The sequence below is a fragment of the Roseofilum sp. KMC-1 genome, assembly GCF_057802075.1.
Genome location: NZ_CM173605.1, coordinates 1,369,156 through 1,394,668, shown reverse-complemented (window position 1 = coordinate 1,394,668; position 25,513 = coordinate 1,369,156). Strand labels below are relative to the sequence as shown.

Below are 25,513 nucleotides of genomic sequence, written 5' to 3'. Positions count from 1 at the left end.
AAACTAATTAGATTTCAACTCTTGGGCAATTTGGTCAAATGTCGAAGGTTTCACTTCCAAGAGGCTAAACGCCTCTCGAAATGGAGTCCTTCCTTCAAGGGTGCTAGTTACTATAGAGTTGAGAAAGGGAAGACTAACCCTACGTCTTAGAGTCAAGTAAAAGTTTCCTCCTTGGCTTTTTGTGGTTTTAGACTTGCGGAGAATCCCCAATTCTCTGATATAATTCTCAGATAACGTCTGACTATCAATAGTGCCGATATCATAAAGACGACGCAAGGTAACCAGAGGGCTAACTTTGTAGAGTTTTCCCAGCCGTCTGATTTCTTCAGAGAGGTCTGTTGTTTTTTGATATTCTCCTTGCAAACTCGATCGCGGCACAAGTAATTCTGCGGCGACTTGGTTACACCACTTTTCGATCTTTTCTTGAGTTGATAGATCTTGAGCTTGCAGATTAGACAATCCCTCTTCACCCAGCCAAATATGTGCCAATTCATGAGCTAGAGTAAACATTTGTGCGGCTTTAGTATCCGCTCCATTGATAAAAATCAAGGGAGCGATGGGATCGACTAATGCAAATCCTCTAAATTCTTCTGGGTCAAGTTTACGGTTGTTGTTATTGCCAACCACACTACTAATCATGACCAAGATATCTAACGCTTCTATTTTTTCAATAAGTATTCGCCAAGTTTCTTCCCAGTCTTTTATCTTTTTTCTATCTTCGAGATCGAATTGCAGCGCATCGCAAATTTTCCGGGAAACTGTAACTATATCATCCTGCAACGTAACGCTGCCAACATACTCTTGAGCGCCATTTAACCCTTGCAACAGTAGATAGTTATGATACCAATTTTGCCTACGCTGGCAGATGTAAATTGTTTCCAAAAGTTCTGGACTCGGTTGCTGCAAGGATGTTCCAGATATCGTCCGAAAATCTTTGATGGGTAAAGTTTCTTTAGGGGGTTCTGACAAAAACAGTATCCCCAGTGGAACATGAGTTTTTTGGGCAAAACTCTGCAACTGTTTAAATGTAGGTTGAGTTACTCCATCTTTCCACTCCTGGAGCTTGGGAAATTGTTTTTTTGAAGCAGCAGCATCCAATCCTGCACGCCGACAAGCCCATTCCAATATTTGGGGTTCGACTTTGACTCTGACGTTCATTTGAAAACCGGTGTTCAAAGACTTCTACCATCATCATACTATTTTTAAAGATCCTCTATTACATCCCACACCGGATCATGCGGGCAAAGAAATAGGTGGCCATTTTACCGCCATAGGGCGATCGCCACCATCCCGAAGGATGAGACCCCGCAGGTGCATTTAAACTAAAATCGAGTTGTTCTAAGGGTAAAAATTTACCCTCCTGAAACCAACCAACCTTAGCTGCGGTTTTCTCTAAAATCTTCATATCCACTTTAGAAATATCATCATCACCGCCCTCTTCCAGATAAAGTTTTTTCTGCACGCTAAAGCCAAACTTGCCCTCACTATATTTGAGCCAGAGGCGATCGATCACCCGAATAATACTACAGGGACACATCAGTACATCATCGGGGGTGAGTTTATCATGACGAGTATGCCCCATCGCTTCTAACATCAGGGCCGTGGTTTCTTGGTCTGCTTGCTTCCATTGGCCAGCACTTAAGCAATCTCGCAATTTACCGTAGCGCTCCACATCAGTGACGACATTGAGTAATTTTTCAACTTGTTCTTCTAATTGACTCACTCTCTCAGGTAGGGATGTTAACGCACTCAACTGAGCTATTTGAGCTTCTAATTCAGCAACACGGGTTTCTAATTCAGGCGTTTGGGGTTGATTCAAGGGTTCATTAGACATGGGGTTTAGACCGAGACCGGGTTTTCCTGCTGTTTATTGTGACAAATTCTGGAGAGATAGGGGAGTGAGGGGGTGGGAAGGTAAAGAAATCTTAAAAGAAGAGGGATTGAAGCCCATTTCAGGACAAAGTAGAAGCGATGGGAATGCAGAGATGGCCAATTGCCGATTATCCGTTACGAGCGGAAAGCGCGATCAATGGTTGCAGACAGGACTCGATTATGGTTTTTGACTTCTTACCGAAATTACCGAAAGCGAATTTAGATGACCGAGAATATCAGGATTTGATCGAAGAGTGTTTGCTGAGAATTCCTCGCTATTGTCCGGAGTGGACGAATCATAATCCTAGTGATCCAGGCATTACGATGATTGAACTGTTTGCCTGGTTAACCCATCAAATGCTGTTGCGGTTTAATCAACTGCCTCGGCGCAATTATATTTTATTCTTGGAGTTACTCGGTATTCGCTTAGAGCCGCCGCATCCAGCTACCACGGAAGTGACGTTTTATTTGGTGTCGGATTTGCCGGAGTCTTATACGATACCGGCGGGGATTGAAGTCGCGACGGAACGTAATCCTAGACTCGAACCGATTGTGTTTAGTACCGATCGCCCCCTAACCATTGGTAATCCTCAAATTAATCATTTTCTGGGAGCCGACCAGATCGAGGAAACGCCGCAAATTTTACGCGATCGCTTTACGCACCTCTGGAACCTTACCCCCACTGGGGAATGGTCAGGCCCAGAACTGCCGGTTTTCAACGCGCAACCGCAACCAGGGAACTGTTTCTATCTGGTCTTTGATGGCCAAGAACCCTTGGATGGCAATGTAATCATTCTCACATTCAAAGGACAAGAAGCCACCCCGACCGGTATCGACCCCACCGACCCCCCGCGACGGTGGGAAGCCTGGAATGGTCAGTATTGGCAGCCGATACTGCTGGAAGAATCAGACGATGAAACTCAAGGCTTTAGCTTTGCGGATATTGCCCAACGGGGAGGAAATCCCTTACAGGGTGTGGATATTACCTTACATTTACCCTTAACGTTCCCGGTCGCCCAATTTACGGCTTATCAAGGGCGATGGTTGCGCTGTGTCTATGCTACCCCGCGCTTGACTCAACCCGCTTACAGGCGATCGCCGCAAATTATTGGTATTGGGGTGAAAGCCATCGGTGGAACCACGGAAGCGACCCAATGTGAAACGATCGAAAATGACCTACTCGGCAATAGCAATGGGGAGCCGGGGCAAATCTTCCAATTGCGGCGATCGCCCATTCTCCAGCGCCAAGAAGACGAATATCTGATCGTCACCCCGACCGGGGAAACTCCCCAACGGTGGCAAGAGGTAACCGATTTTTCTCAGTCGAGTCCTGGCGATCGCCATTATCTGATCGACTCCCTCACCGGTACGCTCCAGTTTGGCCCCCTGATCCGGGAACCGGCCCAACTCAAACAAGCCAAAGATATCCGCGCCATTCTGCAACGGGGCCAGGATCGCCCCCTGATCCAACCTCCAAGCATGGAACACCAATATGGAGCCATTCCCCCCAGGGGGGCAACGGTGCAAATGAGCCGCTATCGCACGGGGGGAGGTCTGCGCGGCAATGTGGAACCGCGCAGTCTGAACACCCTGAAATCTGCGGTTCCCTATGTAGCCAATGTGGTGAACCTGATCCCCGCTCGCCAGGGAACGGAAGCAGAAACCATTGAACAAGCAGCCATGCGCGTGCCGCAAATGTTACGAACCCGCGATAGGGCAGTGACTCCAGAAGACTTTGAATCTCTGACCATTTTAGGCTCAGATGGGGCGATCGCCCGCGCCACCTGTTTACCCACCGACCCCAAAAAACCGGGAACCGTGCAGCTCTTGGTGGTTCCCAACTGCAACCGACAGGCGATCGCACAGGGGGTAGGCATCCCTCCGGAACAGTTTCGCCTCAATCCTCCCCTACACCGCAAACTGATGGCCTACTTAGATGAGAGGCGCTTACTCGGCGTGCAAGTCGAACTTTTAGAACCCGATTATGTGGGACTCTCCGTGCAAACCGAAGTTGCCCTAGACCCCGCCTATCGCACTCCAGAAGCGCAAACCGAGGTACTCCATGCCCTGAATGTGACCCTGTATCGGTTCTTTAGCCCTCTCACGGGGGGCCCAGGGGGGAATGGCTGGCCTCTGGGTCAACCGGCTTATATGTCCGATGCGATCGCCCTGTTGCAACAAGCCCCCGGTATTCGCCGCTTAGGAGCCGTGCAACTGTTTGAACTGCGTCTATCCACGGCTGGCCAATGGATTAGAAGCCAACCCGTCCCCCTGGTAGACCCCGGCCCCACCGGTCTAATATGTTCCTGGGCCGATCCGAATCTGCGATCGAATCACATGATTAATATCATCGAGTAATGAATTACCCATTTTCTAATCATGCTTTAGAGGAGATCCAAAAACGGAATATTCCTATGACTTTTTATTAACATTAGTGTCAATCCCCCACTCGTAGTGACATCAGTCCATCCGTATGAAATTTCTAGTCAATCAAACCCATGACTCTTGCCCGTTCTAGTCCTCTTTATTTTGATGTGATTCCCATGCGTCTGCCGGATGCAGACCCGGAATTGCTGCATGATGACTCTTTAGCCCCGGAAGGTATTCCTTTAATGCTAATTCCGGGAGAACCGAGCCAGCTTATGGTGAAACTGGGAAATCCTGGAGAACAACCCCTGAGTGTGACCCTAGAATTTCGGGGAAATTTACCCCAAGCTTGGTATTCTTGCGAGACAGAACATCCCCAAATTGCTCCCGGAACAACTGAAGATATTGTGCTGGAATTTCAAGCTCCGGATGACTTTTTTGAAGGGTTTTTCGTCTTAAGAGAAGATGCGAGTTTACGGATTAATTATAGTGGTCGGCTTCAAGTTTATGGCGCAGTTCCGGGAACAGCAAGCCAATTGATTGATGTGGCGGATATTAACTTTTATGTGCGTCCCCAATCTAAGTATTTAGACTTTTTGCCCCAAATTTATCGGGAAGTGGATTTTGTGGGGCGGTTTTTGAAGATTATTGAGGAAACGTTTAACCCGAATGTGCAGATGATGGGTAGTTTATCTGCCTATCTCGATCCGTTGACGGCGCCTGAATCGATGCTGCCGTTTTTGGCCCATTGGGTGGGTTGGGAATTGCAGTCTTATTTGAGTTTAGATCAACAGCGATCGCTCATTCGCCATGCCCTAGAGATTTATCGCTGGCGAGGCACTCGCAGGGGATTGCGACTCTATTTACATTTGGCTACGGGTTTACCCTTAGATGAAGAGGTGGAACGGGAGGAAGATAAACATATTGCAATTTTGGAAACCTTTAGCCAAGGCTTGGTTTTGGGCAATTCGATTTTAGGACAAGATGCCCTCTTGGGGGGCGGACAACCGTTCCATTTTCGGGTACATTTGCGACCCGATCCTCCGGGGTCGGTGGATGAGGCTTTGGTGCGTCAGGTGATTGTGCAGCAAAAACCGGCATTTTGTACCTATGAGTTGCACATGGGTTAGGTGGATAGGGCAAAAGTTAATTAAGTTTTAATTTTTGTCTGAAGATGACAGTTTTATGGTCATACTATCTCTTACAGATCGGGATTGAGTAAGGCTTGTGACGTTATCTGCTGATTCGGGAAGTGGGACAGAGTTTCCCTACCCTGTTCCTCTAGAGCGGTTGGTTGTCCATGATGGTTTGCTGCTTAATGCTCATCGTTGGCAACGGGCCCATAACTACCATCGACAACGCCAGAATTTATATTATCAAGCGCTCCATCAACCGGGAATTGTGTATGGTTTGGGGGTGCGGGTTATTTCTGCTCCTGATACCATTGCGGCCCAGTATCGGGATGGACGCTGGGTGGAGGTGCAACCGGGGATGGCGATCGATCGCATGGGGAATCCGATTATTGTAGATGAGGCGATCGCCTTTCGCATCGCTCTCGCCCCCAAGGAAACGCCGGTTACGGTGTATTTGGTTCTCAGTTATGTCGATCCGGAGACTCTCCAGCGCACTTCTGAGGCGGAACTGGTTCGGGAGACGTTCCGCATCGATGAAAAAAGTAGTCCGCCATCGGGTTTAGAGGTGGAATTATGCCGGTTGCAGCTCTCTCCCGGAATGGTGCAATTATCCCCGTCGGTAGATGTATTTGCACCCCAGATCGATCAGTTGGATCTGCGCTATCGTTCTCCTGTGGGAGTACGGCCCCAAGGAACGGTACAGGTGGCCTATATACAGGATAGCAATGGGGGTGATCTCCTCACCGCTTCTAATTTATCCTGTTTACTGCAAGCCTTTGAGCTTCTCGATCCGGGAATGCGAGGGATTGAGGGAGTCGCTGCGGTGACTTGGAGCAATACAGAGAACTCGGAAGGGCTAGAGGAGTCTTGGGAAGCGATGGCTACTCGTCAGGGGTTAGCTTGGCAACACTATGATTTAATCTATTTAAGCTACAAGCAAGCCCTAAAAACGAATGAGGCTCAACAGAGGAGTTTACGATCTTATTTAGGATTAGGGGGAGTCATCTTCATTGAGCTATTGGAAGCAGAAACCCAGGTAGATGAGTTAAGTTTTGTACAACAGGAACTATTAGAGGCGATCGCCGATATTGGGGATACTGCCGAGTTACAAGAAGTCAAAGCCCAGTTAAATGAAGAACTAGCCGCCTGTGAAGAAGAACTCAATCGCCAAATTGAAGAAATCCGTGCATCTATCGAACAATTAGCCCTTAATTTAGGCATGTCTGGCACTCACATGGGACAATTATCTCCATGGCATCCGATTAAAACGCAACCCTTTTTATTTAGCGCTTTACCGAAAATCAAGCAAAATCCGGTGCGGTTGTTTAATTGGGGAGGGGTGATTTTGGCGATCGGGGATTTATCCTTAGCTTGGGGACTCAATAGTGGAGTAGAGTTACCCAGAGAAAAAATTCGCAATGCCCAAGAGCTGGGGATTAATCTTTTACATTTTGCCTGGCGCAGACGACATTTAACCCAACTGCAACAGTAGGTTCAGAGGGCAAAGTAGGAACAGACATCATGGGGAAATCCGAATGAAACAGTGGCATAATAGTTTACTGATCCAGCATGTGGGATATTTTTCTCTCTTGTCCTTAGTGACCGTGGTGGGATTGGCGATCGTTATTTATTATCAGTCTGTTGAGCTGCTGAAACAATCCATTACCAGTCAAATGGAAGTCGTGATCTCGATTAAAGAGAATCAGATTAATAACTGGTTTTTAGAGCAGCATAAAACCATTTCACTTATTGCCCAAACTCCAACAATTGTAGATTCCTATAAATCCTTTCTTGACAATCAAAATCAACAATCTTATCAAGCTATTAAGAATTATTTTAGTACCATTTTAGAAACCGAAAACACCATCCAATCCTTATCGATCTCGACGAATAGCGGCATTGTCTCTATCTCAACTCAAGGAGAAGAAGAAGGGAAATATCAACCTTTGGGAAATACCGTTACTTATTTTACTCAAGAAAATCTAGCTACTGTTCGCCCCACCTTATATACTTCTCCAGTTACCAGAGAAACGGCCATGACTTTTGCCACCCCCTTACTCAACGATCGAGGGGAAAGAATAGGGGTTTTATCGGTGGATTTATCCCTAGAAAAAATCCATGAAATCATGCAAGAAGCCACGGGACTTGGAGAAACAGATGAAGCCTATTTAATTCGCAAACAAGGACAAGAAAATCGCTTGGTCAATACCCAAAATACTGAGTTAGCCAATCAATGGGTACGCAGTCCAGGAATTGATGCAGTGATGTCTGGTGAAGATGGCATTGATTTTTATACCAATCACCAACAAGGAGAAGTTATTGGCAGTTACCGATGGCTCGAAGATAAGAATTTAGCTATTTTGGTAGAAATTACTCAAGAAGAAGCCTTTCAAGTATCGGGAACCATTGCCAAAAATTTACTCTTTTGGGGATTTTTGGTCTCAGTGATTTTATTATTAATTGTCTATCTCTTATCTCGGAAAGTGACCCAGCCTATATTAGAAATCGCCCAAAATGTCAACCATGTAACAGATGGACATTTAACCCTCCAATCTCCAAAATTTAAAAAAATTAGTCAGAGAAAAGATGAAATTGGACAATTAGCACGGGGATTTGATGAAATGATTAAAGTGATTGATTCTCGCCAACAGAATTTAGCAGAGCAAGTGCGGAAACTAAGAATGCAAAATGCCAGTTTAAATCAAGCCCAGGAATTAGAAATAGCTTACTTTAAAGCTTTAAAACGGAAAGCTCAATGGATTAGAAATAAAGAATAATTAAATCAGGTTTATTTATGGTTTCTCTAAAAAAAATAATTCCGATATTAACGGTGACTCCGCTAATGGCAACATTGGCATTTACTGGAATTTTAGCTAATTATAATGAACGGAAAACGGTAGATGAACTCTCCCAATATTGGATTCGGGAATCGGTCAATCAAATTAAAAGTAATATCCACATTAATCTGCGCCAACCAGAGATTATTTATAAACTGAACTTAAATCGTTATCAATCTAATCCATCAATATACAATAATCCACAAGATTTAACGGTTCAGCTATATAATCAAGTTCGATTGTTTTCATCGATAAATAATATTTATTTTGGAGATATAAATGGAGAATTTATTGGTGTTAAAATTAATGGAAACGGACAAATTACACAATCTTATGCTGGCAAAGAAACGAATTACCAATTAACGAGTTATACGCTCAATCGAGAAGGTAAACGGGGTCAAATAATTAGTAAAAATTCAGTATTTAATACAACTAATCGACCGTGGTATCAAAAAGCAGAAAAAAGCAACGATCTCGTTTGGAGTCCAGTCTACCCAGATTTTACGACTCGCCAGTTAGCGATTACCGCAGCTCAAGCAGTACGAGATCCCCAAGGAAATTTAGTTGGAGTTTTTGGTGTGGACTACTTTCTCAATACGCTCCATGAATTTCTCCGGGATGTATCGATTAGTAAAGCGGCAAAAGTGTTAATTATTCAAGAAAATGGTCAATTTATTGCCAGTTCCGATCCCGATCCCTTAACCATACTCAATCCAGAATCAGAAACTCATTTGATGATTACAGAAAGTCCCGATCCAGTCATTCAAGAAGTGGGCAACAGATTGATTAACCAATTTAGTGATATTAGTCTCATTCAGGAAGCAAAACAGTTTGTTTTTTGGCATGAGAATCACAAATATTTTACTTGGATTGAACCAATTGAAAATGATTGGGGTCTAAACTGGATTGCGATTGTTATTTTATCGGAGTCGGATGTCTTTAATTCTGCCGATAAAAATTCGATTCGATTTTTTTTGTTGTTGACGGCGATCGTTGGTAGTGTTATCGCTGGATGGAGTATGCATCAATTAGTTGTGTCTCCACTATTGCGGTTAAATACAACTGCAAAACAAATCAAATCTCAAAAATTTAATCCTAACAATATTGCTGATTTAGTCAAACGCAATGATGAAATTGGTCAATTTAGTCGTGTTTTTGAAGAAATGGTCTTGTTGATTCAAGAGCAGCAAAGCAACTTGGAAAAAAGAATAGAAAACTTAAGCGTCTATAAAACCAAAATCACAGAGTCTGAGGAAGAACATACATCTCCTGAACTCACTTTAAGCTACTGGGATTACTTAAAAGAAAAATCTCGTAAAATTCGCCAAAATCAGAGGATAAAGCAAAATGATTAAAGGACTGTCCATTAAATATCGTCTACCGATTATGATTGTTGCTCCATCTATTTTTATGGTAGGCTTAATGGCGGTTATCCTCTTTCAAAAAACTAGGCAAAATATTAATCTTGTTTCTATTGAGTTAGCTCATACTATAACCGATCATGTAGAAGATAAACTTCGGGACTATCTGTCTGTTCCCCACAGCATTAATCAACTGAATCTTCAAAGTATTGATCTAGGGACTCTCAATCCTGAGAATTTAGGCAGCTTAGAATCCTACTTTTGGCATCAGATTCAAATTTTTGAGGGTGTTACCAGTCTATACTTTGGCAATCCTGAAGGGGAATTTAGAGGTGGAATGCTTCTTGAATCGGGAGAAGCGGGAATCACGAGAGCTGGAAAATCGACTTATTCTAATTTAATCAGTTATGCAACGACTTCAGATGGCAAACTCACGAAAATTATTCAGCAAACTTCAAATTACGATCCTCGTCTTCGTTCTTGGTATCAAGCAGCTCTGAACTCTGATAAACCGATTTGGAGTAATATTTATCGAGATTTTGATAGCCAAGAATTAGGGATTACTGCGGCACAAGTGGTTAAGGATAAGCAAGGGGAGGTTATTGGTGTTTTGGGTGTAGATCTGCTCTTTCAGCAGATTAATGAATTTCTACAAACCTTAACGATTGGCAAGACGGGACAAGCTTTAATTATCGATCGCCAAGGGTTATTAATTGCTAGTTCTAATCCTCAAGTTATTGAAGAATCGAAAATTCAGACCAATCCCTTGAATATTGCCGCGAGTAAAAATCAGTTAATTGCGGCGATCGCCAAAAATTTATTAGCCGAGTTTAATAGCTTTTCTGAAGTTGAAAGTACCCTTAATTCCTCTTTTCGCTGGCAAAGAAAAAAAATCTGTTTTCAAGTTAAAAATTTTCGAGATAATCTCGGCTTAGATTGGCTGATTGTAATCATCATTCCTGAATCAGATTTCATGCAGCAAGTGCAACTTCAAGCTCGAATTACTCTGGTTTTAGAAGTCTTGATTTTATGTGCTGCTATAGGGGTGAGTTTAGGGGTCAGTCGCTGGGTTTTGCAACCGATTTTTCAATTTAGTCAAGCAGCAGATGAAATTAAATCCCAATCGTTTGAGCCGCAAACTTTAGAGAACTTAACTGAACGTGAGGATGAGGTGGGAGAATTAGCCAGAGTGTTTGTCGATATGGCGGTAGAGACTGGCGATCGCCAACAAAGCCTCGAAGAACAACTCAACCTCCTCAATTTCCAGATTAGCCAATCCAAAGATAACCCCTATGAACTCACTGCCTTGAAAAAATGGCAGAAAAAAGCCTCCTGTATTCGCGCTGTTTATGACTACCATCCCCATTTACCCCAACTTCTCGCCCAAGTCCCCTACTATCAACACTTAACGGCTGAACAGTTAGAGCAATTAGTCATGGAGGGCAAGATTAAACGAGTTCATGTCGGGGATTATATCTGTCGAGAAGATGAGCCTGGAGATGAATTTTATATTATTCTCGCCGGTTCAGTTCGCATCTTTGTTGAGAAAATCAATAAGCCCTTAGTCACCCTCACTAGGGGAAAATCCTTTGGAGAACTCGCTCTCATGCTTGGGGGAAATCGAACCGCAACGGCGATCGCCCTCGAAGACACCACCCTCTTCTCGATCAATCGCCCCAACTTTGGCAAAGTCCTCCATCAATACCCCCAAATGGCCGAACAAATTGCCCAAGATCTCCATTATCACCAAATTGAACTCCAAGAGCGCCAACAACTGCTGGCAGAATATGGTCTACTCGAAGATGGAGAAACCGATCTTTTACAGCAAATTAAATCTCGGATGAAAACCCTCTTTAATCTCTAGATGTATCTATCACTATGAACGCCTATCTTTTCGTTACCTGTCACCTTAACCCTCACTCCAGAAGCGAGAACAAAGCGCAATCTGAATCGGGTTTAGAGGTGGGTAGCCCCGAATTTGCAGCTTGGGCACTCCAGCACAAAAAATTCAAATTTCACCTCCATTGGCAACCCTTAAACTATGCGGTCATTTATCGCATCACTTGTTATTTACGCTCCGATCAATCTTGGTATGCCTCCAAATACATCGGTGGTATTTTCAAACAACATGAATTAGGAAAAACCCAGCACCTCAGCACCGCCAAACTCATCGAAGCCGTCCAATGGTTATGTCCAGATCCTCAAATGATCGTCTCCACCTTACCCCCTGAATCGGAAGCACCAGCCGATCCCATTGTGCCAACTCGCCAACCGAAATTCAGCCAAGCATTATACTATCAAATTCTGCTAGAAATTGAAGACCTACAGCAACAGTTAGAGCAACTCTGGCAAGACAACCAGCAACTCAAACTCGACCGGGAACAACTCTCGCAGCAAGAGAGCCAGAGCCTCAAAATCAATCAAGAACTGCAAACCACCATTGCCCAACTGATCGCCGAGCGAAAACAGCATCAAGAACAACTTCAGAACCTGACCCAAATTGTCCATGATCTGGGAAGCAAACTCCAATCGGTTAACTTAAAAACCAATCCTCGCTGGTACTATGCCAACCGCTATTATCAACAGTTGCGCGATATTTTAAACCCCGTAATCGAAAACCCAGAACAGGGGGGCGAAGATTGACAAATTTGCACGGTAGAGCTATACTTAAGATTAATCTTTTATTCCTACTGCGGGTATAATTTAGTGGTAAAATGTCAGCTTCCCAAGCTGAATATGCGGGTTCGATTCCCGCTACCCGCTTTCTCGAAATCCTAAAGCGTTGGCAGGCGACAACCCTTTTATGTCTAGTGAAATCGAAGCCCGTGCCCAATTTTCCCAAATCCGCTATGGTCAATGTTGGGAAGATGCGGATATTCTCCTGCAAGGGTTAGCTATTCAACCGGGAGATACCTGCGTATCGATTGCTTCGGCTGGTGATAATACCCTAGCCCTATTAACCCAGTCGCCAGAGCGGGTGATTGCCCTAGACCTGAGTTTAGCACAACTGGCCTGTTTAGAATTGCGGGTAGCGGCCTACCGGTCTTTGAGCCATCCAGAGCTACTATATCTAATCGGTAGCTCAACCCAAATCCCAGAACCCATTACTCGGCAAACCCTCTATCAGCGCTGTCGTTCCCAACTTTCTCCTGGGGTAAAAGACTTTTGGGATAACCACCGGCAAGAGATTGATAGAGGAATCGGCAATAGTGGCAAATTTGAGCGCTACTTTGAGATTTTCCGCCGCTATATTTTACCCTTAGTCCATGGCAAAAAAACGATTGACCGGCTCTTGCAAGGGGGGAATCTAGAGCAGCGACAATCTTTTTACGATCGAGTTTGGAATAGTCGCAGATGGCGATGGATGTTTCGCCTTTTTTTCTCGCGCAGGGTGATGGGAAACTTGGGACGCGATCCCAGTTTTTTTCAATATGTGCAGGATAATGTGGCTGAACGGATTTTTGAGCGCACTGAATATGCTTTAACCCAACTGAACCCGGCTGATAATCCCTATTTACAATGGATTTTAACGGGTTATCATACTACGGCTCTACCTTATGCTCTGCGCCCAGAACATTTTGATACTATTCGGGCTAATCTCGATCGCCTAGAATGGCATTGTTGTTCGGTAGAAAGCTTTCTTGAGCAGTTGCCAGATCGGACGATTGACCGCTACAACCTCAGTGATATGTTTGAGTATATGTCCTTATCCTCCTATCATCAGCTTTTAGAACAGCTCATTCAAAAAGGACGTGAGGGAGGTAGGTTAGCCTATTGGAATTTATTGGTTCCCCGTCATTGTTCACTCGAAGGGTGGAGCCAGATTCAACCCCTTTCTGCGTTAGCTCATGATTTGTATGTTCAGGATAAGGCGTTTTTTTATAGCGCATTTCATGTGGAAGAAATCCAAGGCGGTAGAGGATAAGTAATGATCCCTATCACCGTCCAGGGGTTGTTGGGATCACATGAAGTTACTCTCTAAGCTCACAGGAGCAGTGCTGATGCTGTCACCGCCAAATTCCGAGTCATTGGCGAAGATAGGAGTATAGCCTATTGAAATCCTTTTTCCCCACTCCTATGTTTACTTCCACTACCACCCTCCAACCCCTCATCCAATTCTTGCAATGCGATTTAGAATTGCCCGCAACTTCGATTCGCCTAGCGTTGCGCCACCATGATAGTAGCCCTAGTTTGTTGCCGATGACGCTATGGCAGTATGGATTGATTACTTTAGAGCAGCTTGATAAAATCTATGATTGGCTGTTTTCACAAGTTTAAGGGATATCATGGTTTCATCCCAGTCTGACTGCTTGTTAATTGGACAAGTCAAAGCCCAAAGCGGAGTTCCCATTAAAACGATTCGCTATTATGAACAATTGGGATTGATTGAGTCTGTCGATCGCACAGACGGAGGGTTTCGCCTCTTTTCACCCCAGGTTATATCCCGGTTGTCATTTATCCGGCGATCGCAACATTTAGGCTTTAGTCTCCAAGAAATTAAACAAATTTTGACCATTCACGATCGAGGTCAACTCCCTTGCGAGCAAGTCCGACACCATATTAATATCAAACTGGCCGATATTGACCATCGCATTGCTGAGTTAAAGCAGTTAAAACAAGAATTACTCGATCTCGTTCAAGATCCCCCTGCTATCGAAGAATTAGAAGCCCCCATTATTTGCCCCATCATCCAACAGTCTAATCGCAAATCCAATTAAGACCCATTACTCATGACTCCTCTTAACCTCGCTGAATATGAATTAAATTAGACATATTCTCAAAGGTATCATCATGACTAATCACAAACAATTGCCGGAAGGATTTTAGATTGCCGATCGCCTCCGCCAATTGCTGACGGCGCAGGCGATCCATATTCGTTGTCGGTTCATCAAAAAAGGCAATATCTAAATCCGATAGAGTCCGCAAAATCGCCAATCTCACCGCCAGAGCTGCACACATTTGTTCCCCCCCCGATAGGCTCTTAAAATTGCGCTTATAGCCATCTTCTTGCACCACAATATCATAATCTTCTGTCCATTCCAACGCCACATTCTGCCGGTTCATCAGTTCTCGGAAAATAGTATCTGCCTCTTGGGAAATTTCTGCTAAATAAAATCTTGTAATTCGGGGAGAAGCTTGATTAAAGAAAGAACGAGCATCCTTAATAAACTGCCAGTTACGCTGTGCTTTTTTCAGTTCTACTAAGGTTTTCTCCCGCTTCTTAGCAATTTCTCCCTTTTTCACTAAAGATTGACAAATCTCTGTTAATTGTTTCCGTTGAAAAGAGAGCGAGGCTTCCAACTGTGCCAAACGATTATTTGAGTTTTTTAGATCTTGGTCAACCTGTTGAATTTCTGCTAAACTATAGACAGAACTTAGGCGCTCTAGTTCGCCTTGTTTTTGCTCTTTTTCTGTTGCCAGTTGCAACCGTTTAGCAGTAGCTTGCTCAAGCTGCTGTTTTCGCTCTCCTAGGGTTTGAGCTTCTTTTTGCGATTGCAGATAGAGCAAATAACCAGAGGAATGCTCTTGTTTAAGCTGCTCAACTTCGGTAATTTCTGCCTCAAGAGTTTCAAAACTAGCCAGTTGCTGATTGAGTTCATCAATAGCTTGCTGAATCTCTTGTTTTTGCTCCCTTAACTTCTGCCATTGCTGTTCAATATGGGCAGAATTGGCGAGCTGTTGTTCTAGAATCTGACATTGCGCTCTAGGGTTAGCAAGCTGTTGCAGGCGATCGCCAATTTCCTGTAGCTCCGCATTTAACCCATCTTCCCCCTCAAGCTGATCCTCTAAAGCGATTAAGCGCGATCGCAACTCTTGCGCTTCCTGCTTCAGTTGCCCTTCTTGTTTGCGCTTACTGGGTAAATTTTTTAACTCTGCCCGACATTGATACGCCAGCTCCAACTGAGATCTTAACTCTTCGCAAATTGCCCTCAAATCCTCCTCACGCACCTGTTCTTTTAAATCAGCCCCCATCTGATGGAGTCGCTCTAAACTCTTATCCTGACAACGTTTTCCCTCAGTAATCAAGGTTTGCACCTCCGAGTCAAGGGAAGGTAAAATTGGCTGAAGTCGCTGATAATAGGATTGCTGCTCTTCCCCCAGCTCAATTAACCCATCAATTTCTTGGGCAAACTGTTGGGCAGCCGCTACCCTACTGAGTTGAGCTTGATACCGATCTAACTCCGATTCTAGCGGAGGAATTTGCGCTACAGAAGGCTCCAACTGTTGCAGGCGATCCGCCTCTTGTTTCACCTCATTCAACCGCTCTAAAGCCTCATATAACTGCTGCTCCGTGCCCTCCTGCTCCCGCCTCCAATCCCGCATAGCTTGCAGTTGACTTTGCACCCTTCCTTGCTTCTCTTCCAGACTATTTTGCTCTGCCACCGCAGGCACTAACGCTTCAATTTTCCGTTCTGCAACCTGACAACTCTCCCGTTGCACCTCCAGCTTCATTAACTGATTCTGCACCCCTTGCAAACCTTGCCCCTGTTGCTCTTTTTCCCGCAACAGTTGCTGTTGAGCTTGCCGCCCTTTCGCCAACTCCTTTAACCGAAGTTCCGCTTGTTCATAAATTTGATAACTCTCTTGCGTTTCCTCACATCTTTTAGCGCTCTCTTGCGCTTGTTCATAAGCCTTTTGTCCGTAATCACAATCTTGACTCATTCGTTGATACTCCACCTCTAGCTGCTGTAAATCGCGGCTGCATTCTTCCACCTGTTGCTGATGGTGTTTAAACTCCCGTTGCCGTTGCTCTAGGGTATTGAGTTTCTCAAAAACTCCCTTTTTTTCCACTTCCCCCTTCTCAATTTCCGCCCCAACTTCTTGATGGCGATCTTGCAGCTCTTGCCAATCTTCCAATTGCAGATCGAAGCGCTCTAAATGTTGTTCGCAGGTCGTCACTTCATCCTGTGCAAATCGTTCTAAATCTCTAGACTTTTCTTGAGCTTTTTTATAATCTTCTACTCGCAAAATGGGATCAAAAACTTTTTTACGTTCAGCTCCATTTTTGAGAAAATCAACCGTAAATGTTCCTTGAGGAATCCCAATAGCATCTGAGAAAATTCTCCCTAAATCTGTATCTTTAGGAACCCCTAAATGTTCCTGCAACCATAGAACTACATCATTGACTTTAGTCGGATCGAGTTTGCAGTCAATCTGAGGATCGTAGAGTTCATATCCGCTACGAGTACAGCGCTTCACTTGATAAGTTCTGCCATCAAGATTAGAAATAAATTGTATCGTTGCTTGGGCGCTTTTGGCTCCTTTACGAATTAAGTCTTCTCGTTGATATTCGCAGGAGTTAAACAGCACCCAAGCAATGGCTTCTAAAATCGAAGTTTTACCCGCACCATTTTCTCCACAAATGGCATTACTTCCGGGTTCAAACTCCAAATAGAGATCGGTATGGGACTTAAAGTTTTTGAGGCTAATTGATAGAATTTCCATGGAACATGAATGAGTGAATTGGGGTGATATTGCTTTTACCCCGATCGCCCTACTTCCTTCTCCCGTGGGATAAGGGGGAAAGCGATACCCACTCCAGATCAGTAATGAAAGTATTGGATAGGGTGGGCAGGGTATGCTTGTAAAATTTGAATGATATCGCTTATCCTCCTGCCCATCCTCCAATTCTTTGGATCAAACTTTTTTAGCCGCATCTAGAAATAGTTTACGGCCAACCGTTTGAATTCCGGTATGGCGATAGTAGTCGGTAGCTTGATCGAGAAATGCTGCAACCAAATCTAAACTATCATCGGAGAATTTAATAAACCCACCAATATGGTCAAAAACACCTTGTGGGGTTAAGCCTACGGAACTGACTAAATTATTCATCCATCCTTCTACCGCGTTAAAAGTGTCGGTAATAAAGCCAAATTTGTCATCCCCAGGAATAAAACCAGAAATGGAAGAAAAGACTGGATTTCCTTCAAAGGCACTTCTACCTTGGTTGTCTAAAGTTTCGTGAATTTTTTGCAGAAAATTTGGCCCTAAAGGTAGTAAACCATCAACAGCGACGAGGGTAGCCATCCGCATTAGAGAAGATCCTTGATAATGTTCTCCCAGTTCTGTCACAAATTGGGCTGGCTTGAGAATGCCTAGGCTGTTTAATTTGCTGTAGGCAATTAACTCTACGACTAATTTTAAGCATAAGTCTACCGATTGGGTGGTATCGGCTTTGGGGGTTAATTGATTCAAAAATCCTAAGAAGCCAATTTTCTCGCCGACTTTATTCGCCAGGGCAGCCGCACCGAGGGCTGCGTCTGCCTTATCGATGGTGTTGTAAAACCAAATAGCGCTTTGATAACCGTTACTTTTATCGTTATATAACTCGATCGCCTTGTTTTTGATTGCCCGAATGCGATCGCCGTCTGTTTCCCCTGTGGCGACTTCAATGGTGCGATCGCCACCTACCACATTTTCCCACTCTCCAGGGACGATAAAATCTAGAGCCTTGAGGGTCTTTACCGTTAGGTTATCTGCCGGTAATTCATCGAGTAATTGAATAATAGAATCGGGCATCTTTGACTCCTAGTGCAATGCTTTCTTTATTCTGAAGTCTACGAGCAGTTTTCGTCAATGAATAGATTAAAAAATGATGAGGGGATTAAACCCCATCCCCCCATCTTGACATTTTTGAAGGCAGAATGAAAACGGTTTGGTTTACCCCAAACGGGTTTTTGAGGCAATGCGGGTTTTCTTGCGCTCTTGCTCGGAGAGTTCATCTCCAGCTTGGAGACGGGTGGCGTTTTCTTGGAGGATGGTGGCAGCATTGCGATCGCCCATTTGCAAGGCTGTTTTTGCGGCGGTTTGTAGCAGGGTGGCTGCTCCTTGGCGATCGCCGGATTTTAATTTGGTTTCGGCAATTTGGGTTTGCCGATATTTGGCTAGGGTGAGCATATGGGACTGCACTTGAGGATCGGTTTGCGGTTGATATTGTTCGGTAACTGTGGCTGTGACTTCCACGGGGGGAGATGCTAATGCCTCTGCACCTAATGCCGGATTATCATAAATGACTTGCACTGTGGCGATCGCCTGTTCCCCAATAGATACCTGACCTATGTATAAATTTGCCAATACTACCCTGGGTTGATCCTTCATCAAATCCCCTAACCTTACTCTAACCCCGTCCGCTTCCGTTTGTACGGATAACTCTATAGTATCGGGAGAGACTTGGGCAATGGGTTTAAGTTCCGCCAAGCGCACCGCCGGATTGAAGGATAACTTGAGAAAGGCATTGGTTAAGCCCACAGACTGTACCCGGTCAAACAGTCGGGAAAAGGCGCTAATGGCTTCTTCTGGATGCTCAATATAGGACAGAGTTCCGCCCCCGGCATCGGCTAATTTTTCCAAGATATCCTGATTCCAATGGGCCCCAAATCCTAGGGTATTAATGGTTAATTTATACTCTGTGGCTAAGTTAGCCAATTTCAAACAGCGATCGTTATCCCCATGTTCATTTTCCCCATCGGTTAGTAAGAAAACCTGGGATACGGCATCCTGTTTGCCCTTGGCAATTTCTTCAATCCCCAAACGCATCCCTTCATCAATGGAGGTTCCCCCATCGGCTTCTAGGCATTCAATCAGCTTGATCAGTGGCTTGCGCTCGTCCACCTCTTGATTAGCAATTAATACTTCTGCATGATGATTAAAGGCAATGACTGACAGGCGATCGCCCTCCTGCAAACGTTCAATCACTTTAATGGCTGCCTGTTTCACCGTTTTCAAGGGTTGACCCGCCATGGAGCCACTGCGATCGAGAATTAAACATAAATTTAACCGCAGATTCGGCGATCCCGTTTCTGGCGCGATCGCCGATATAGACAGGGATAACTGCCGTTGCTGGCTCGTTTGTGTTGCTTCTAAGTGGCGATCGCTTAACAGAGCCTCTAAACCAACTTCCATAACCCTTTACCATAGACTACCATTTACCATTTTAGTGGGGGAATGGGGGAATGTAGGAATGATTTTATATACCTTCGCGTTTTGTTTGAAAGATCGCGCTACCATAAGAAACATTAGCAAACACCCATTCAATAGCAATCCTAGTCTATGGATACACCGATTAAGGCCGCACAATCTCCCTACTACGGAGATGCCTATTATCGAACTCCCCCTCCAGATCTGGCCTCCTTACTCCTCAAGGAACGTATCGTCTATCTAGGGATGCCCCTATTTTCCGACGATCAAGTCAAACAACAAGTCGGTATCGATGTCACCGAACTGATCGTCGCCCAACTGTTATATCTCCAGTTTGACAATCCTGAAAAACCGATCTACTTCTACATCAACTCCACCGGAACCTCCTGGTATGGGGGAGAAGCTGTTGGCTTTGAAACCGAAGCCTTCGCCATCTGCGATACCCTCAGTTACATTAAACCCCCCGTGCATACCATTTGCATTGGCCAAGCCATGGGAACCGCTTCCATGATCCTCTCGGCTGGAACTAAAGGTTGTCGCGCCAGTCTCAGCCATGCCACCATTGTCCTCAACCAACCCCGCACGGGTACGCAAGGACAAGCCACGGATATTCAAATTCGGGCTAAGGAAGTGCTGGATAATAAACAAACCATGCTCTCGATCTTGTCCCAGAATACGGGCCAACCCGTAGAAAAAATAGCCAAAGACACCGATCGCATGTTCTACCTTACTCCCGAAGAAGCCCAACAATACGGTTTAATTGATAAAGTATTAACCAGTAGCAAGGATCTTCCCCAACCCATGCCTGCCATGAGTTCCTAACCCTTGGGCAATTAACGTCCACCTTTTTGTTTTGTTGTTCATTTTTCTGGTACTTTCCTATGCCTATCGGTGTTCCTAGTGTTCCCTATCGTCTCCCCGGAAGTCCTTACGAACGGTGGATTAATATTTACGATCGCCTCTATCAAGAGCGGATTATCTTTCTCGGTCGCGAAGTCACAGATAGTTTAGCCAACCAACTGGTCGCGGTGATGCTCTACCTAGACTCCGATGACCAGAATAAGCCCATCTATCTCTATATCAACTCCCCCGGTGGTTCAGTAACCGCAGGCATGGCCATTTATGACACCATGCAACATATTAAATCAGAAGTGATTACCATTTGTGTAGGATTAGCTGCTTCCATGGGAGCCTTTTTATTGGCTGCGGGAAGTCCCGGTAAACGGTTAGCTCTACCCCATTCTCGGATCATGATTCACCAACCCCTCGGTGGTGTAGGGAGAAGACAAGCAACCGATATTCAAATTGAAGCTCAACAAATTCTCCGGACTCGCGCCCAGTTAAATCAGTTAATGGCCAAACATACAAAACAACCCCTAGAGAAAATTGAAAAGGATACCGATCGCGATTATTTCTTGTCTGCTGAAGAGGCGAAAGAATACGGTCTGATCGATAAAGTGATTGTAGACCGGGTTTAATGGGTTGAGGGGTAACAGAATCCGGCCTGGTCATAGCCGAAACCCCTTCTCCCCCCTCGGAGAAGATCGGCAGAAGTCCCTCTCCCAAGGGAGAGGGATTTAGGGAGAGGGCGTTTGGGGAGTGTATCGCTGTTAATGTGTGGGGATGGATATTGCTTATTATTACCGACTGTTGGGGCTAAAACCAGGAGCCTCGTTTGCGGAGATTAAGGCTTCTTATCGACGCTTGGCACGGGTGTGCCATCCAGATGTGAATCCGGGAGATGGACAAGCGAAGGATAAGTTTATTGAATTAACTCAAGCCTATGAAATTTTATTAAAGGAGATTTCTGAGGTCACGGATACTGAGCTGGGATTTGAGGCGTTTTCCCATCCTCCTCCTGAACCAACGGTGACTCCGACTCCTGCTCCTGCTCCTGCTCCCCGGAAGGTGAAAATTCCTCCCTTGAGTCCCCAGGATCGGATTTTAAAGCAGAGTTCCTATGAGCAACTGCGAGACTTGCTAAAAAACAAGCGCTTTCCCAGGGCGATTGCCTTAGTGGAAGCTCTGCGCGATCGCCTCCCCTTCGATCCAGAAGTGCGCCAATGGCAAGCCATTACTTATCAGTCTCAGGGTCAACATTTACTCAAACAAAATCAAACTGAAAAAGCCCTACTCTATCTGCAAAAAGCGCGACGGACTGACCCGCACAACCGCCGCTTGGGTCTGGAAATTGAGCAAGACTTGAACCGTTTAGGAATCAATACTTTTTAAGAAAAGTTGTGGAAAAGTGCCGGGAAACTGTGGAAAAATAGCCCTTTCTGTGGAAAACATTGAACAATTCTCCTGGATCGGCTCAGGGTTGAAAGGTGATTTGATCGGACTGATAATCGGGGGGTTCCACATGAATAAGAACTCGAACGGGGTGATATTTGCGCTCTAAATGGGCTTCTACCGCTTCGGTAATTTCATGGGAAGTTGCCACATCGATCGCATCCACAATTAAATGCATTTCAATAAAGACTTGGCGGCCGACAATGCCCCGTGAGGCAATATCATGACAGTTCACCACTCCTGGCACTTCCATCACCGTATTATGAATAGCTTCCGGGGCGATCGCCATTTCATCCACTAACCAGGGTAAATTATCCTTGATCACTTCCCAACCACTATAAAACACCAGGATCGCGACAGGAAACGCTAAGACCACATCTAAAAGGGGATAGCCCAGCATCACCCCCAATAAGCCCCCCAATACCATAATCGTCACCCAAATATCGCTCATGGTATGTTTGGCATCGGCCACTAAAATGCCACTACCAATACGTTGACCGACTCCCCGTTCATAAAAGGCGACAAAAATATTAATCCCCAAAACAATCAGTAAAATCCATAAATCTTGAAATTCAATCGTGAGCGGATCGCCTCCAGAGGTGAGACGCTCGACCGAACTAGAGACAATTTCAAAACAAGCTAATCCTAAAAATGCAGCAATTCCTAAAGCACCAATGGCATCAAATTTCTGATGGCCATAGGGATGTTCGCGATCGGGTTCGGGAGAAGCAAACTGATTAGCGACTAATCCCAAGATATTATTGGCACTATCGGTCACACTATGAAGAGCATCTGCTAATAAACTTAGGGAGCCAGTTTTCAAGCCAACGACCCCTTTAATCAGTAACGCCAGCAGGTTTAATCCTAACGTAATTAATAAAACTTGACGAACTTGAGAGCGAATATCGTTAACCATTATCTTCTAGGATAGAACTTAATCCGATCGAGTGTATGACCTATGACCCAACTGACGCTGAATTTTGCCCAAGGCTCTGTCTCTTTCAATTTTACTCCTGAAGCGGCCCAAGACCTAAGAGCAGCCATTCATCAATTGATGGATAGCCTCAAAGCTGCTGCTGTGCAACCGGTGACTCCAGGACGGAAAATCCCTCAACCGCCGATGGAATACCGCCATAATGGGGAGGTGTTCCTAGAAGTGTTCTGTAATCCCAATATTTATGCGAGTCCCTTTGCGGCTAAGGTGTTGGTGACGGTAAAGAGCGATCGCCTCCGGATCGCTACAGAAGCAGAACTCACCCGTGTTATTGAAGACCTCAATACTTATTTAGAATAGCTGAATCTCTAAAAAAACACAGTAATTAGAACATGCCATCAGTCTTTTTAACTACCCTATTCTTCATTAATGGGGTAGGTCTTTTATCACTTATCCATCCTCTACTAACCTACAGATCTATTCAACGCCACCTTCCCTCTTACTGCATACAAAATCACTCACCAAATCAAGCCAGCTCGGAGAAAACAGAAGAAATATCCATTGTATTGACATCTACTTTTCTAATTGATATGATCGAAGGATAATTAAATCAATTAATATTATATACTAGCCAGCAAAGCAGTTAAAACTTTGTCTCTGTTTGTCTATGATTGAATTGACTGTAGCTATATGCACCTACAACGGACAATATCGCTTAGGCGAAGTTTTAGAAAAGCTGAGTCATCAATACAATCACAAAAATATCTCCTGGGAAATTTTAGTTATTGATAATAACAGCCAAGATCGAACCAAAGATTGTGTTACTGATTATCAAAAAAAGTGCGCTGGAAAAATCGATATAAGATATACATTAGAGCCTAACCAAGGATTAGCATTCGCAAGACAAAATGCGGTTGAAAAAGCCAAAGGAAAATTAGTGGGTTTTATAGATGATGATAATATTCCCAGTTCAAATTGGTTAGAAGCTGCCTACACATTTGCCCAGCAACATCCTGAAGCCGGAGCCTTTGGAAGTCACATTCAGGGTGAATTTGAAGCAACTCCTCCAATATTTTTTGAGAAAATAGCCTGTTTTTTGAGCATTATTGATCGAGGGACAGAATCATTTATATATGAATCTAAAAACAGAATATTACCTCCTGGCGCTGGTTTAGTCGTTCTCCGAAAAGCCTGGTTAGAGTGTGTTCCTAAAAAATTATTTCTTCAAGGTCGAATTAATGGATCAATGTTAGCCAGTGAAGATTTAGAAGCTTTATGTTATATTCAAAAAGGCGGATGGCAAATTTGGCATAATCCAAATATGGTTATTCAACATAAAATCCCCTCCTATCGTCTAGAAAAACAATACTTACTTTCTCTAGTACGAGGAATCGGTTTAGCCCGATATTATATCCGTATGATTCGTCTCAATCCTTGGCAAAGACCTCTCGCAATTCCCCTATATATGGCTAACGATATCAGAAAAGCACTAGGATATTATTTACGCCATAGAAATCATTTAGAAGATACCATTGATATCGCTTGTCAAATGGAATTCTTGTGGAGCAGCTTGTTGAGTCCTTTTTATATCACGAAGAAACAATTATTTAAGTGGCTAAAACAATGACGAATGAAAATGATTATTTAGATTTAATTTTATTAACTTGATCATGTCTAGCGTTCAATCCATTAAACAGAAATTACATCAATCTTTAGACTGCCTTAAACACTACGATAAATGTGCGTTACTCGATTATCCAGATTATCTCAATTTAGGGGATCACTTGATTTGGTTAGGATCTGTCCTTTATCTAACTGAAATCAAACAGACGAAAATTGCATATGCAGCAAGTGTCAAACAATTTTCCCATCAAGAAATTGAAGAAAAGATAGGTCAAGGGCCAATTTTTCTCAATGGCGGGGGCAATCTCGGCGATCTTTGGGGAGAATCTCAACCCTTTCGAGAAAATATCATTGCTCGATATTCCGATCGACCGATCATAATTTTGCCCCAAAGTATTTATTTTAAAGATCCACAAAATCTGCAAAAAACAGCCAAAATTTTTAATCATCATCCCAATTTAACTATTTTTGTCCGAGATCATCTCAGTTATGAAATAGCAACTCGTAACTTTGATAACTGCAAAATCATACTGGCTCCTGATATGGCATTTCAACTGGTTAATGGATTAAATGTTTCAGCGCCCAAAAAACAGGAGAACTCAATTCTCTATCTTTGTAGAGATGACCGGGAGTTAAATCCCAGCTTTACCGCTCATAAACTCCAAAAAAAATTCTCTAATTTAGTCGTTGAAGACTGGAAATCATATCAATGGGTTTTAGGCGTTGAAAAAAACAAACTAATCAGAGGAATAGTGACCTGGATTCGAGAAGGATGGCAAAGAGGTTTAGCCACTCCCAAAGAATGGCTTTTCCGACAAAGGTGGTTAGCTTCTCATCCCTATAAAGAAAAATTTCAAAAGTTAGAGTATGCCCATTTGCATAGTCCCTCGTGGAACTTTATTCATAGCGCCATTTACCAATTACAACCTTATCCACTCGTCCTTACCAATCGATTACATGCACATATTTTATCGATTTTACTGAACAAGCCCAATGTATTGTTACCCAATGCTTATCACAAAAATAGTTTATTTTATCAAACTTGGACATCTGAACTGAATTTTTGTCAGTTTATCGAGGATGTAGATACCCTATCAATCTCCATAGACCAACTCCTAAGTGAATCGATGAAAATCCGATAATCTCTTCTCAGTCACTATTGTAATAGATCTTATT

22 protein-coding genes and 1 tRNA gene are annotated in these 25,513 nt (G+C 44.0%); 17 read left to right on the top strand and 6 right to left on the bottom strand.

Going from position 1 to position 25,513, the window contains the following annotated elements:
* Positions 1–3: 3 nt before the first annotated feature.
* Together AC3FZD_RS06590 and AC3FZD_RS06585 are read right to left on the bottom strand one after the other, a co-directional pair.
* The gene (locus AC3FZD_RS06590) at positions 4–1,158 is read right to left on the bottom strand and encodes an ImmA/IrrE family metallo-endopeptidase (protein WP_488739363.1); all 1,155 of its coding nucleotides are present in this window, start codon (positions 1,156–1,158) and stop codon (positions 4–6) included.
* 58 nt (positions 1,159–1,216) lie between these two features.
* Positions 1,217–1,834, bottom strand: a complete 618-nt coding sequence (locus AC3FZD_RS06585) for a GUN4 domain-containing protein (RefSeq protein ID WP_488739362.1) — start codon at positions 1,832–1,834, stop codon at positions 1,217–1,219.
* Between the two features lie 218 nt (positions 1,835–2,052).
* Between AC3FZD_RS06585 and AC3FZD_RS06580 the strand changes: the two genes are divergently transcribed.
* The 11 genes from AC3FZD_RS06580 to AC3FZD_RS06530 all read left to right on the top strand — a co-directional run bounded on the left by AC3FZD_RS06580 (position 2,053) and on the right by AC3FZD_RS06530 (position 14,288).
* The gene (locus tag AC3FZD_RS06580; RefSeq protein WP_488740285.1) at positions 2,053–4,230 is read left to right on the top strand and encodes a putative baseplate assembly protein; all 2,178 of its coding nucleotides are present in this window, start codon (positions 2,053–2,055) and stop codon (positions 4,228–4,230) included.
* A 140-nt stretch (positions 4,231–4,370) separates the two neighbouring features.
* Positions 4,371–5,369 carry a phage tail protein gene (locus tag AC3FZD_RS06575; protein ID WP_488739361.1) on the top strand — a complete coding sequence of 333 codons (999 nt, stop codon included), beginning with the start codon at positions 4,371–4,373 and terminating at the stop codon, positions 5,367–5,369.
* Between the two features lie 97 nt (positions 5,370–5,466).
* Positions 5,467–6,864, top strand: a complete 1,398-nt coding sequence (locus tag AC3FZD_RS06570) for a hypothetical protein (protein WP_488739360.1) — start codon at positions 5,467–5,469, stop codon at positions 6,862–6,864.
* A 43-nt stretch (positions 6,865–6,907) separates the two neighbouring features.
* Entirely contained in the window at positions 6,908–8,149 is a 1,242-nt protein-coding gene (locus AC3FZD_RS06565) for a HAMP domain-containing protein (protein WP_488739359.1), read from the top strand.
* A gap of 17 nt (positions 8,150–8,166) precedes the next feature.
* Positions 8,167–9,564 carry a PDC sensor domain-containing protein gene (locus AC3FZD_RS06560; protein ID WP_488739358.1) on the top strand — a complete coding sequence of 466 codons (1,398 nt, stop codon included), beginning with the start codon at positions 8,167–8,169 and terminating at the stop codon, positions 9,562–9,564.
* Positions 9,557–11,434: a cyclic nucleotide-binding domain-containing protein gene (locus tag AC3FZD_RS06555; protein ID WP_488739357.1), complete on the top strand. Its 1,878-nt coding sequence runs from the start codon at positions 9,557–9,559 to the stop codon at positions 11,432–11,434. Before AC3FZD_RS06560 ends, AC3FZD_RS06555 begins: the two co-directional genes overlap by 8 nt.
* 14 nt (positions 11,435–11,448) lie before the next feature.
* Entirely contained in the window at positions 11,449–12,213 is a 765-nt protein-coding gene (locus AC3FZD_RS06550) for a hypothetical protein (RefSeq protein WP_488739356.1), read from the top strand.
* A gap of 49 nt (positions 12,214–12,262) precedes the next feature.
* Positions 12,263–12,333 (top strand) — tRNA-Gly (locus tag AC3FZD_RS06545).
* Positions 12,334–12,373: 40 nt separating this feature from the next.
* Complete coding sequence (locus AC3FZD_RS06540) at positions 12,374–13,495, top strand: BtaA family protein (RefSeq protein WP_488739355.1); 1,122 nt, start codon at positions 12,374–12,376, stop codon at positions 13,493–13,495.
* Between the two features lie 152 nt (positions 13,496–13,647).
* Positions 13,648–13,848 carry a DUF2949 domain-containing protein gene (locus AC3FZD_RS06535; protein WP_488739354.1) on the top strand — a complete coding sequence of 67 codons (201 nt, stop codon included), beginning with the start codon at positions 13,648–13,650 and terminating at the stop codon, positions 13,846–13,848.
* An 8-nt stretch (positions 13,849–13,856) separates the two neighbouring features.
* The gene (locus AC3FZD_RS06530) at positions 13,857–14,288 is read left to right on the top strand and encodes a heavy metal-responsive transcriptional regulator (protein ID WP_488739353.1); all 432 of its coding nucleotides are present in this window, start codon (positions 13,857–13,859) and stop codon (positions 14,286–14,288) included.
* A gap of 22 nt (positions 14,289–14,310) precedes the next feature.
* Here AC3FZD_RS06530 and AC3FZD_RS06525 read toward each other — a convergent pair whose 3' ends face one another.
* From AC3FZD_RS06525 to AC3FZD_RS06515, 3 genes are all read right to left on the bottom strand, one after another.
* Entirely contained in the window at positions 14,311–17,016 is a 2,706-nt protein-coding gene (locus tag AC3FZD_RS06525) for an AAA family ATPase (protein ID WP_488739352.1), read from the bottom strand.
* A 192-nt stretch (positions 17,017–17,208) separates the two neighbouring features.
* Positions 17,209–18,090 carry a hypothetical protein gene (locus tag AC3FZD_RS06520; RefSeq protein ID WP_488739351.1) on the bottom strand — a complete coding sequence of 294 codons (882 nt, stop codon included), beginning with the start codon at positions 18,088–18,090 and terminating at the stop codon, positions 17,209–17,211.
* Positions 18,091–18,231: 141 nt separating this feature from the next.
* Positions 18,232–19,473 (bottom strand): vWA domain-containing protein, encoded by a 1,242-nt coding sequence (locus tag AC3FZD_RS06515; RefSeq protein WP_488739350.1) that lies wholly within the window; start codon positions 19,471–19,473, stop codon positions 18,232–18,234.
* A 147-nt stretch (positions 19,474–19,620) separates the two neighbouring features.
* On the opposite strand from AC3FZD_RS06515, the gene AC3FZD_RS06510 reads away from it, so the two are divergent.
* The 3 genes from AC3FZD_RS06510 to AC3FZD_RS06500 all read left to right on the top strand — a co-directional run bounded on the left by AC3FZD_RS06510 (position 19,621) and on the right by AC3FZD_RS06500 (position 21,720).
* Positions 19,621–20,310, top strand: a complete 690-nt coding sequence (locus tag AC3FZD_RS06510; protein ID WP_488739349.1) for an ATP-dependent Clp protease proteolytic subunit — start codon at positions 19,621–19,623, stop codon at positions 20,308–20,310.
* A gap of 59 nt (positions 20,311–20,369) precedes the next feature.
* Entirely contained in the window at positions 20,370–20,966 is a 597-nt protein-coding gene (locus AC3FZD_RS06505; RefSeq protein ID WP_488739348.1) for an ATP-dependent Clp protease proteolytic subunit, read from the top strand.
* A gap of 145 nt (positions 20,967–21,111) precedes the next feature.
* Positions 21,112–21,720, top strand: a complete 609-nt coding sequence (locus tag AC3FZD_RS06500; RefSeq protein ID WP_488739347.1) for a DnaJ domain-containing protein — start codon at positions 21,112–21,114, stop codon at positions 21,718–21,720.
* Between the two features lie 82 nt (positions 21,721–21,802).
* Here AC3FZD_RS06500 and cdf31 read toward each other — a convergent pair whose 3' ends face one another.
* A complete protein-coding gene (cdf31, locus tag AC3FZD_RS06495) occupies positions 21,803–22,696 on the bottom strand; it encodes a CDF family zinc efflux transporter Cdf31 (protein ID WP_488739346.1) in 894 nt (297 codons plus the stop codon).
* Positions 22,697–22,738: 42 nt separating this feature from the next.
* Between cdf31 and AC3FZD_RS06490 the strand changes: the two genes are divergently transcribed.
* The 3 genes from AC3FZD_RS06490 to AC3FZD_RS06480 all read left to right on the top strand — a co-directional run bounded on the left by AC3FZD_RS06490 (position 22,739) and on the right by AC3FZD_RS06480 (position 25,479).
* A complete protein-coding gene (locus AC3FZD_RS06490; protein ID WP_488739345.1) occupies positions 22,739–23,074 on the top strand; it encodes a hypothetical protein in 336 nt (111 codons plus the stop codon).
* A 307-nt stretch (positions 23,075–23,381) separates the two neighbouring features.
* Entirely contained in the window at positions 23,382–24,341 is a 960-nt protein-coding gene (gene hpsE, locus AC3FZD_RS06485) for a hormogonium polysaccharide biosynthesis glycosyltransferase HpsE (protein ID WP_488739344.1), read from the top strand.
* Positions 24,342–24,384: 43 nt separating this feature from the next.
* Positions 24,385–25,479 carry a polysaccharide pyruvyl transferase family protein gene (locus tag AC3FZD_RS06480; protein ID WP_488739343.1) on the top strand — a complete coding sequence of 365 codons (1,095 nt, stop codon included), beginning with the start codon at positions 24,385–24,387 and terminating at the stop codon, positions 25,477–25,479.
* Positions 25,480–25,513 lie beyond the last annotated feature (34 nt).

Coding starts and splice junctions, on each gene's coding strand:
- AC3FZD_RS06510 (WP_488739349.1), top strand. CDS start 19,621: ATGGATACACCGATTAAGGCCGCACAATCTCCCTACTACGGAGATGCC.
- cdf31 (WP_488739346.1), bottom strand. CDS start 22,696: ATGGTTAACGATATTCGCTCTCAAGTTCGTCAAGTTTTATTAATTACG.
- AC3FZD_RS06590 (WP_488739363.1), bottom strand. CDS start 1,158: ATGAACGTCAGAGTCAAAGTCGAACCCCAAATATTGGAATGGGCTTGT.
- AC3FZD_RS06520 (WP_488739351.1), bottom strand. CDS start 18,090: ATGCCCGATTCTATTATTCAATTACTCGATGAATTACCGGCAGATAAC.
- AC3FZD_RS06500 (WP_488739347.1), top strand. CDS start 21,112: ATGGATATTGCTTATTATTACCGACTGTTGGGGCTAAAACCAGGAGCC.
- AC3FZD_RS06565 (WP_488739359.1), top strand. CDS start 6,908: ATGAAACAGTGGCATAATAGTTTACTGATCCAGCATGTGGGATATTTT.
- AC3FZD_RS06515 (WP_488739350.1), bottom strand. CDS start 19,473: ATGGAAGTTGGTTTAGAGGCTCTGTTAAGCGATCGCCACTTAGAAGCA.
- AC3FZD_RS06575 (WP_488739361.1), top strand. CDS start 4,371: ATGACTCTTGCCCGTTCTAGTCCTCTTTATTTTGATGTGATTCCCATG.
- AC3FZD_RS06540 (WP_488739355.1), top strand. CDS start 12,374: ATGTCTAGTGAAATCGAAGCCCGTGCCCAATTTTCCCAAATCCGCTAT.
- AC3FZD_RS06550 (WP_488739356.1), top strand. CDS start 11,449: ATGAACGCCTATCTTTTCGTTACCTGTCACCTTAACCCTCACTCCAGA.
- AC3FZD_RS06525 (WP_488739352.1), bottom strand. CDS start 17,016: ATGGAAATTCTATCAATTAGCCTCAAAAACTTTAAGTCCCATACCGAT.
- AC3FZD_RS06505 (WP_488739348.1), top strand. CDS start 20,370: ATGCCTATCGGTGTTCCTAGTGTTCCCTATCGTCTCCCCGGAAGTCCT.
- AC3FZD_RS06585 (WP_488739362.1), bottom strand. CDS start 1,834: ATGTCTAATGAACCCTTGAATCAACCCCAAACGCCTGAATTAGAAACC.
- AC3FZD_RS06580 (WP_488740285.1), top strand. CDS start 2,053: ATGGTTTTTGACTTCTTACCGAAATTACCGAAAGCGAATTTAGATGAC.
- AC3FZD_RS06490 (WP_488739345.1), top strand. CDS start 22,739: ATGACCCAACTGACGCTGAATTTTGCCCAAGGCTCTGTCTCTTTCAAT.
- hpsE (WP_488739344.1), top strand. CDS start 23,382: ATGATTGAATTGACTGTAGCTATATGCACCTACAACGGACAATATCGC.
- AC3FZD_RS06530 (WP_488739353.1), top strand. CDS start 13,857: ATGGTTTCATCCCAGTCTGACTGCTTGTTAATTGGACAAGTCAAAGCC.
- AC3FZD_RS06535 (WP_488739354.1), top strand. CDS start 13,648: ATGTTTACTTCCACTACCACCCTCCAACCCCTCATCCAATTCTTGCAA.
- AC3FZD_RS06560 (WP_488739358.1), top strand. CDS start 8,167: ATGGTTTCTCTAAAAAAAATAATTCCGATATTAACGGTGACTCCGCTA.
- AC3FZD_RS06555 (WP_488739357.1), top strand. CDS start 9,557: ATGATTAAAGGACTGTCCATTAAATATCGTCTACCGATTATGATTGTT.
- AC3FZD_RS06480 (WP_488739343.1), top strand. CDS start 24,385: ATGTCTAGCGTTCAATCCATTAAACAGAAATTACATCAATCTTTAGAC.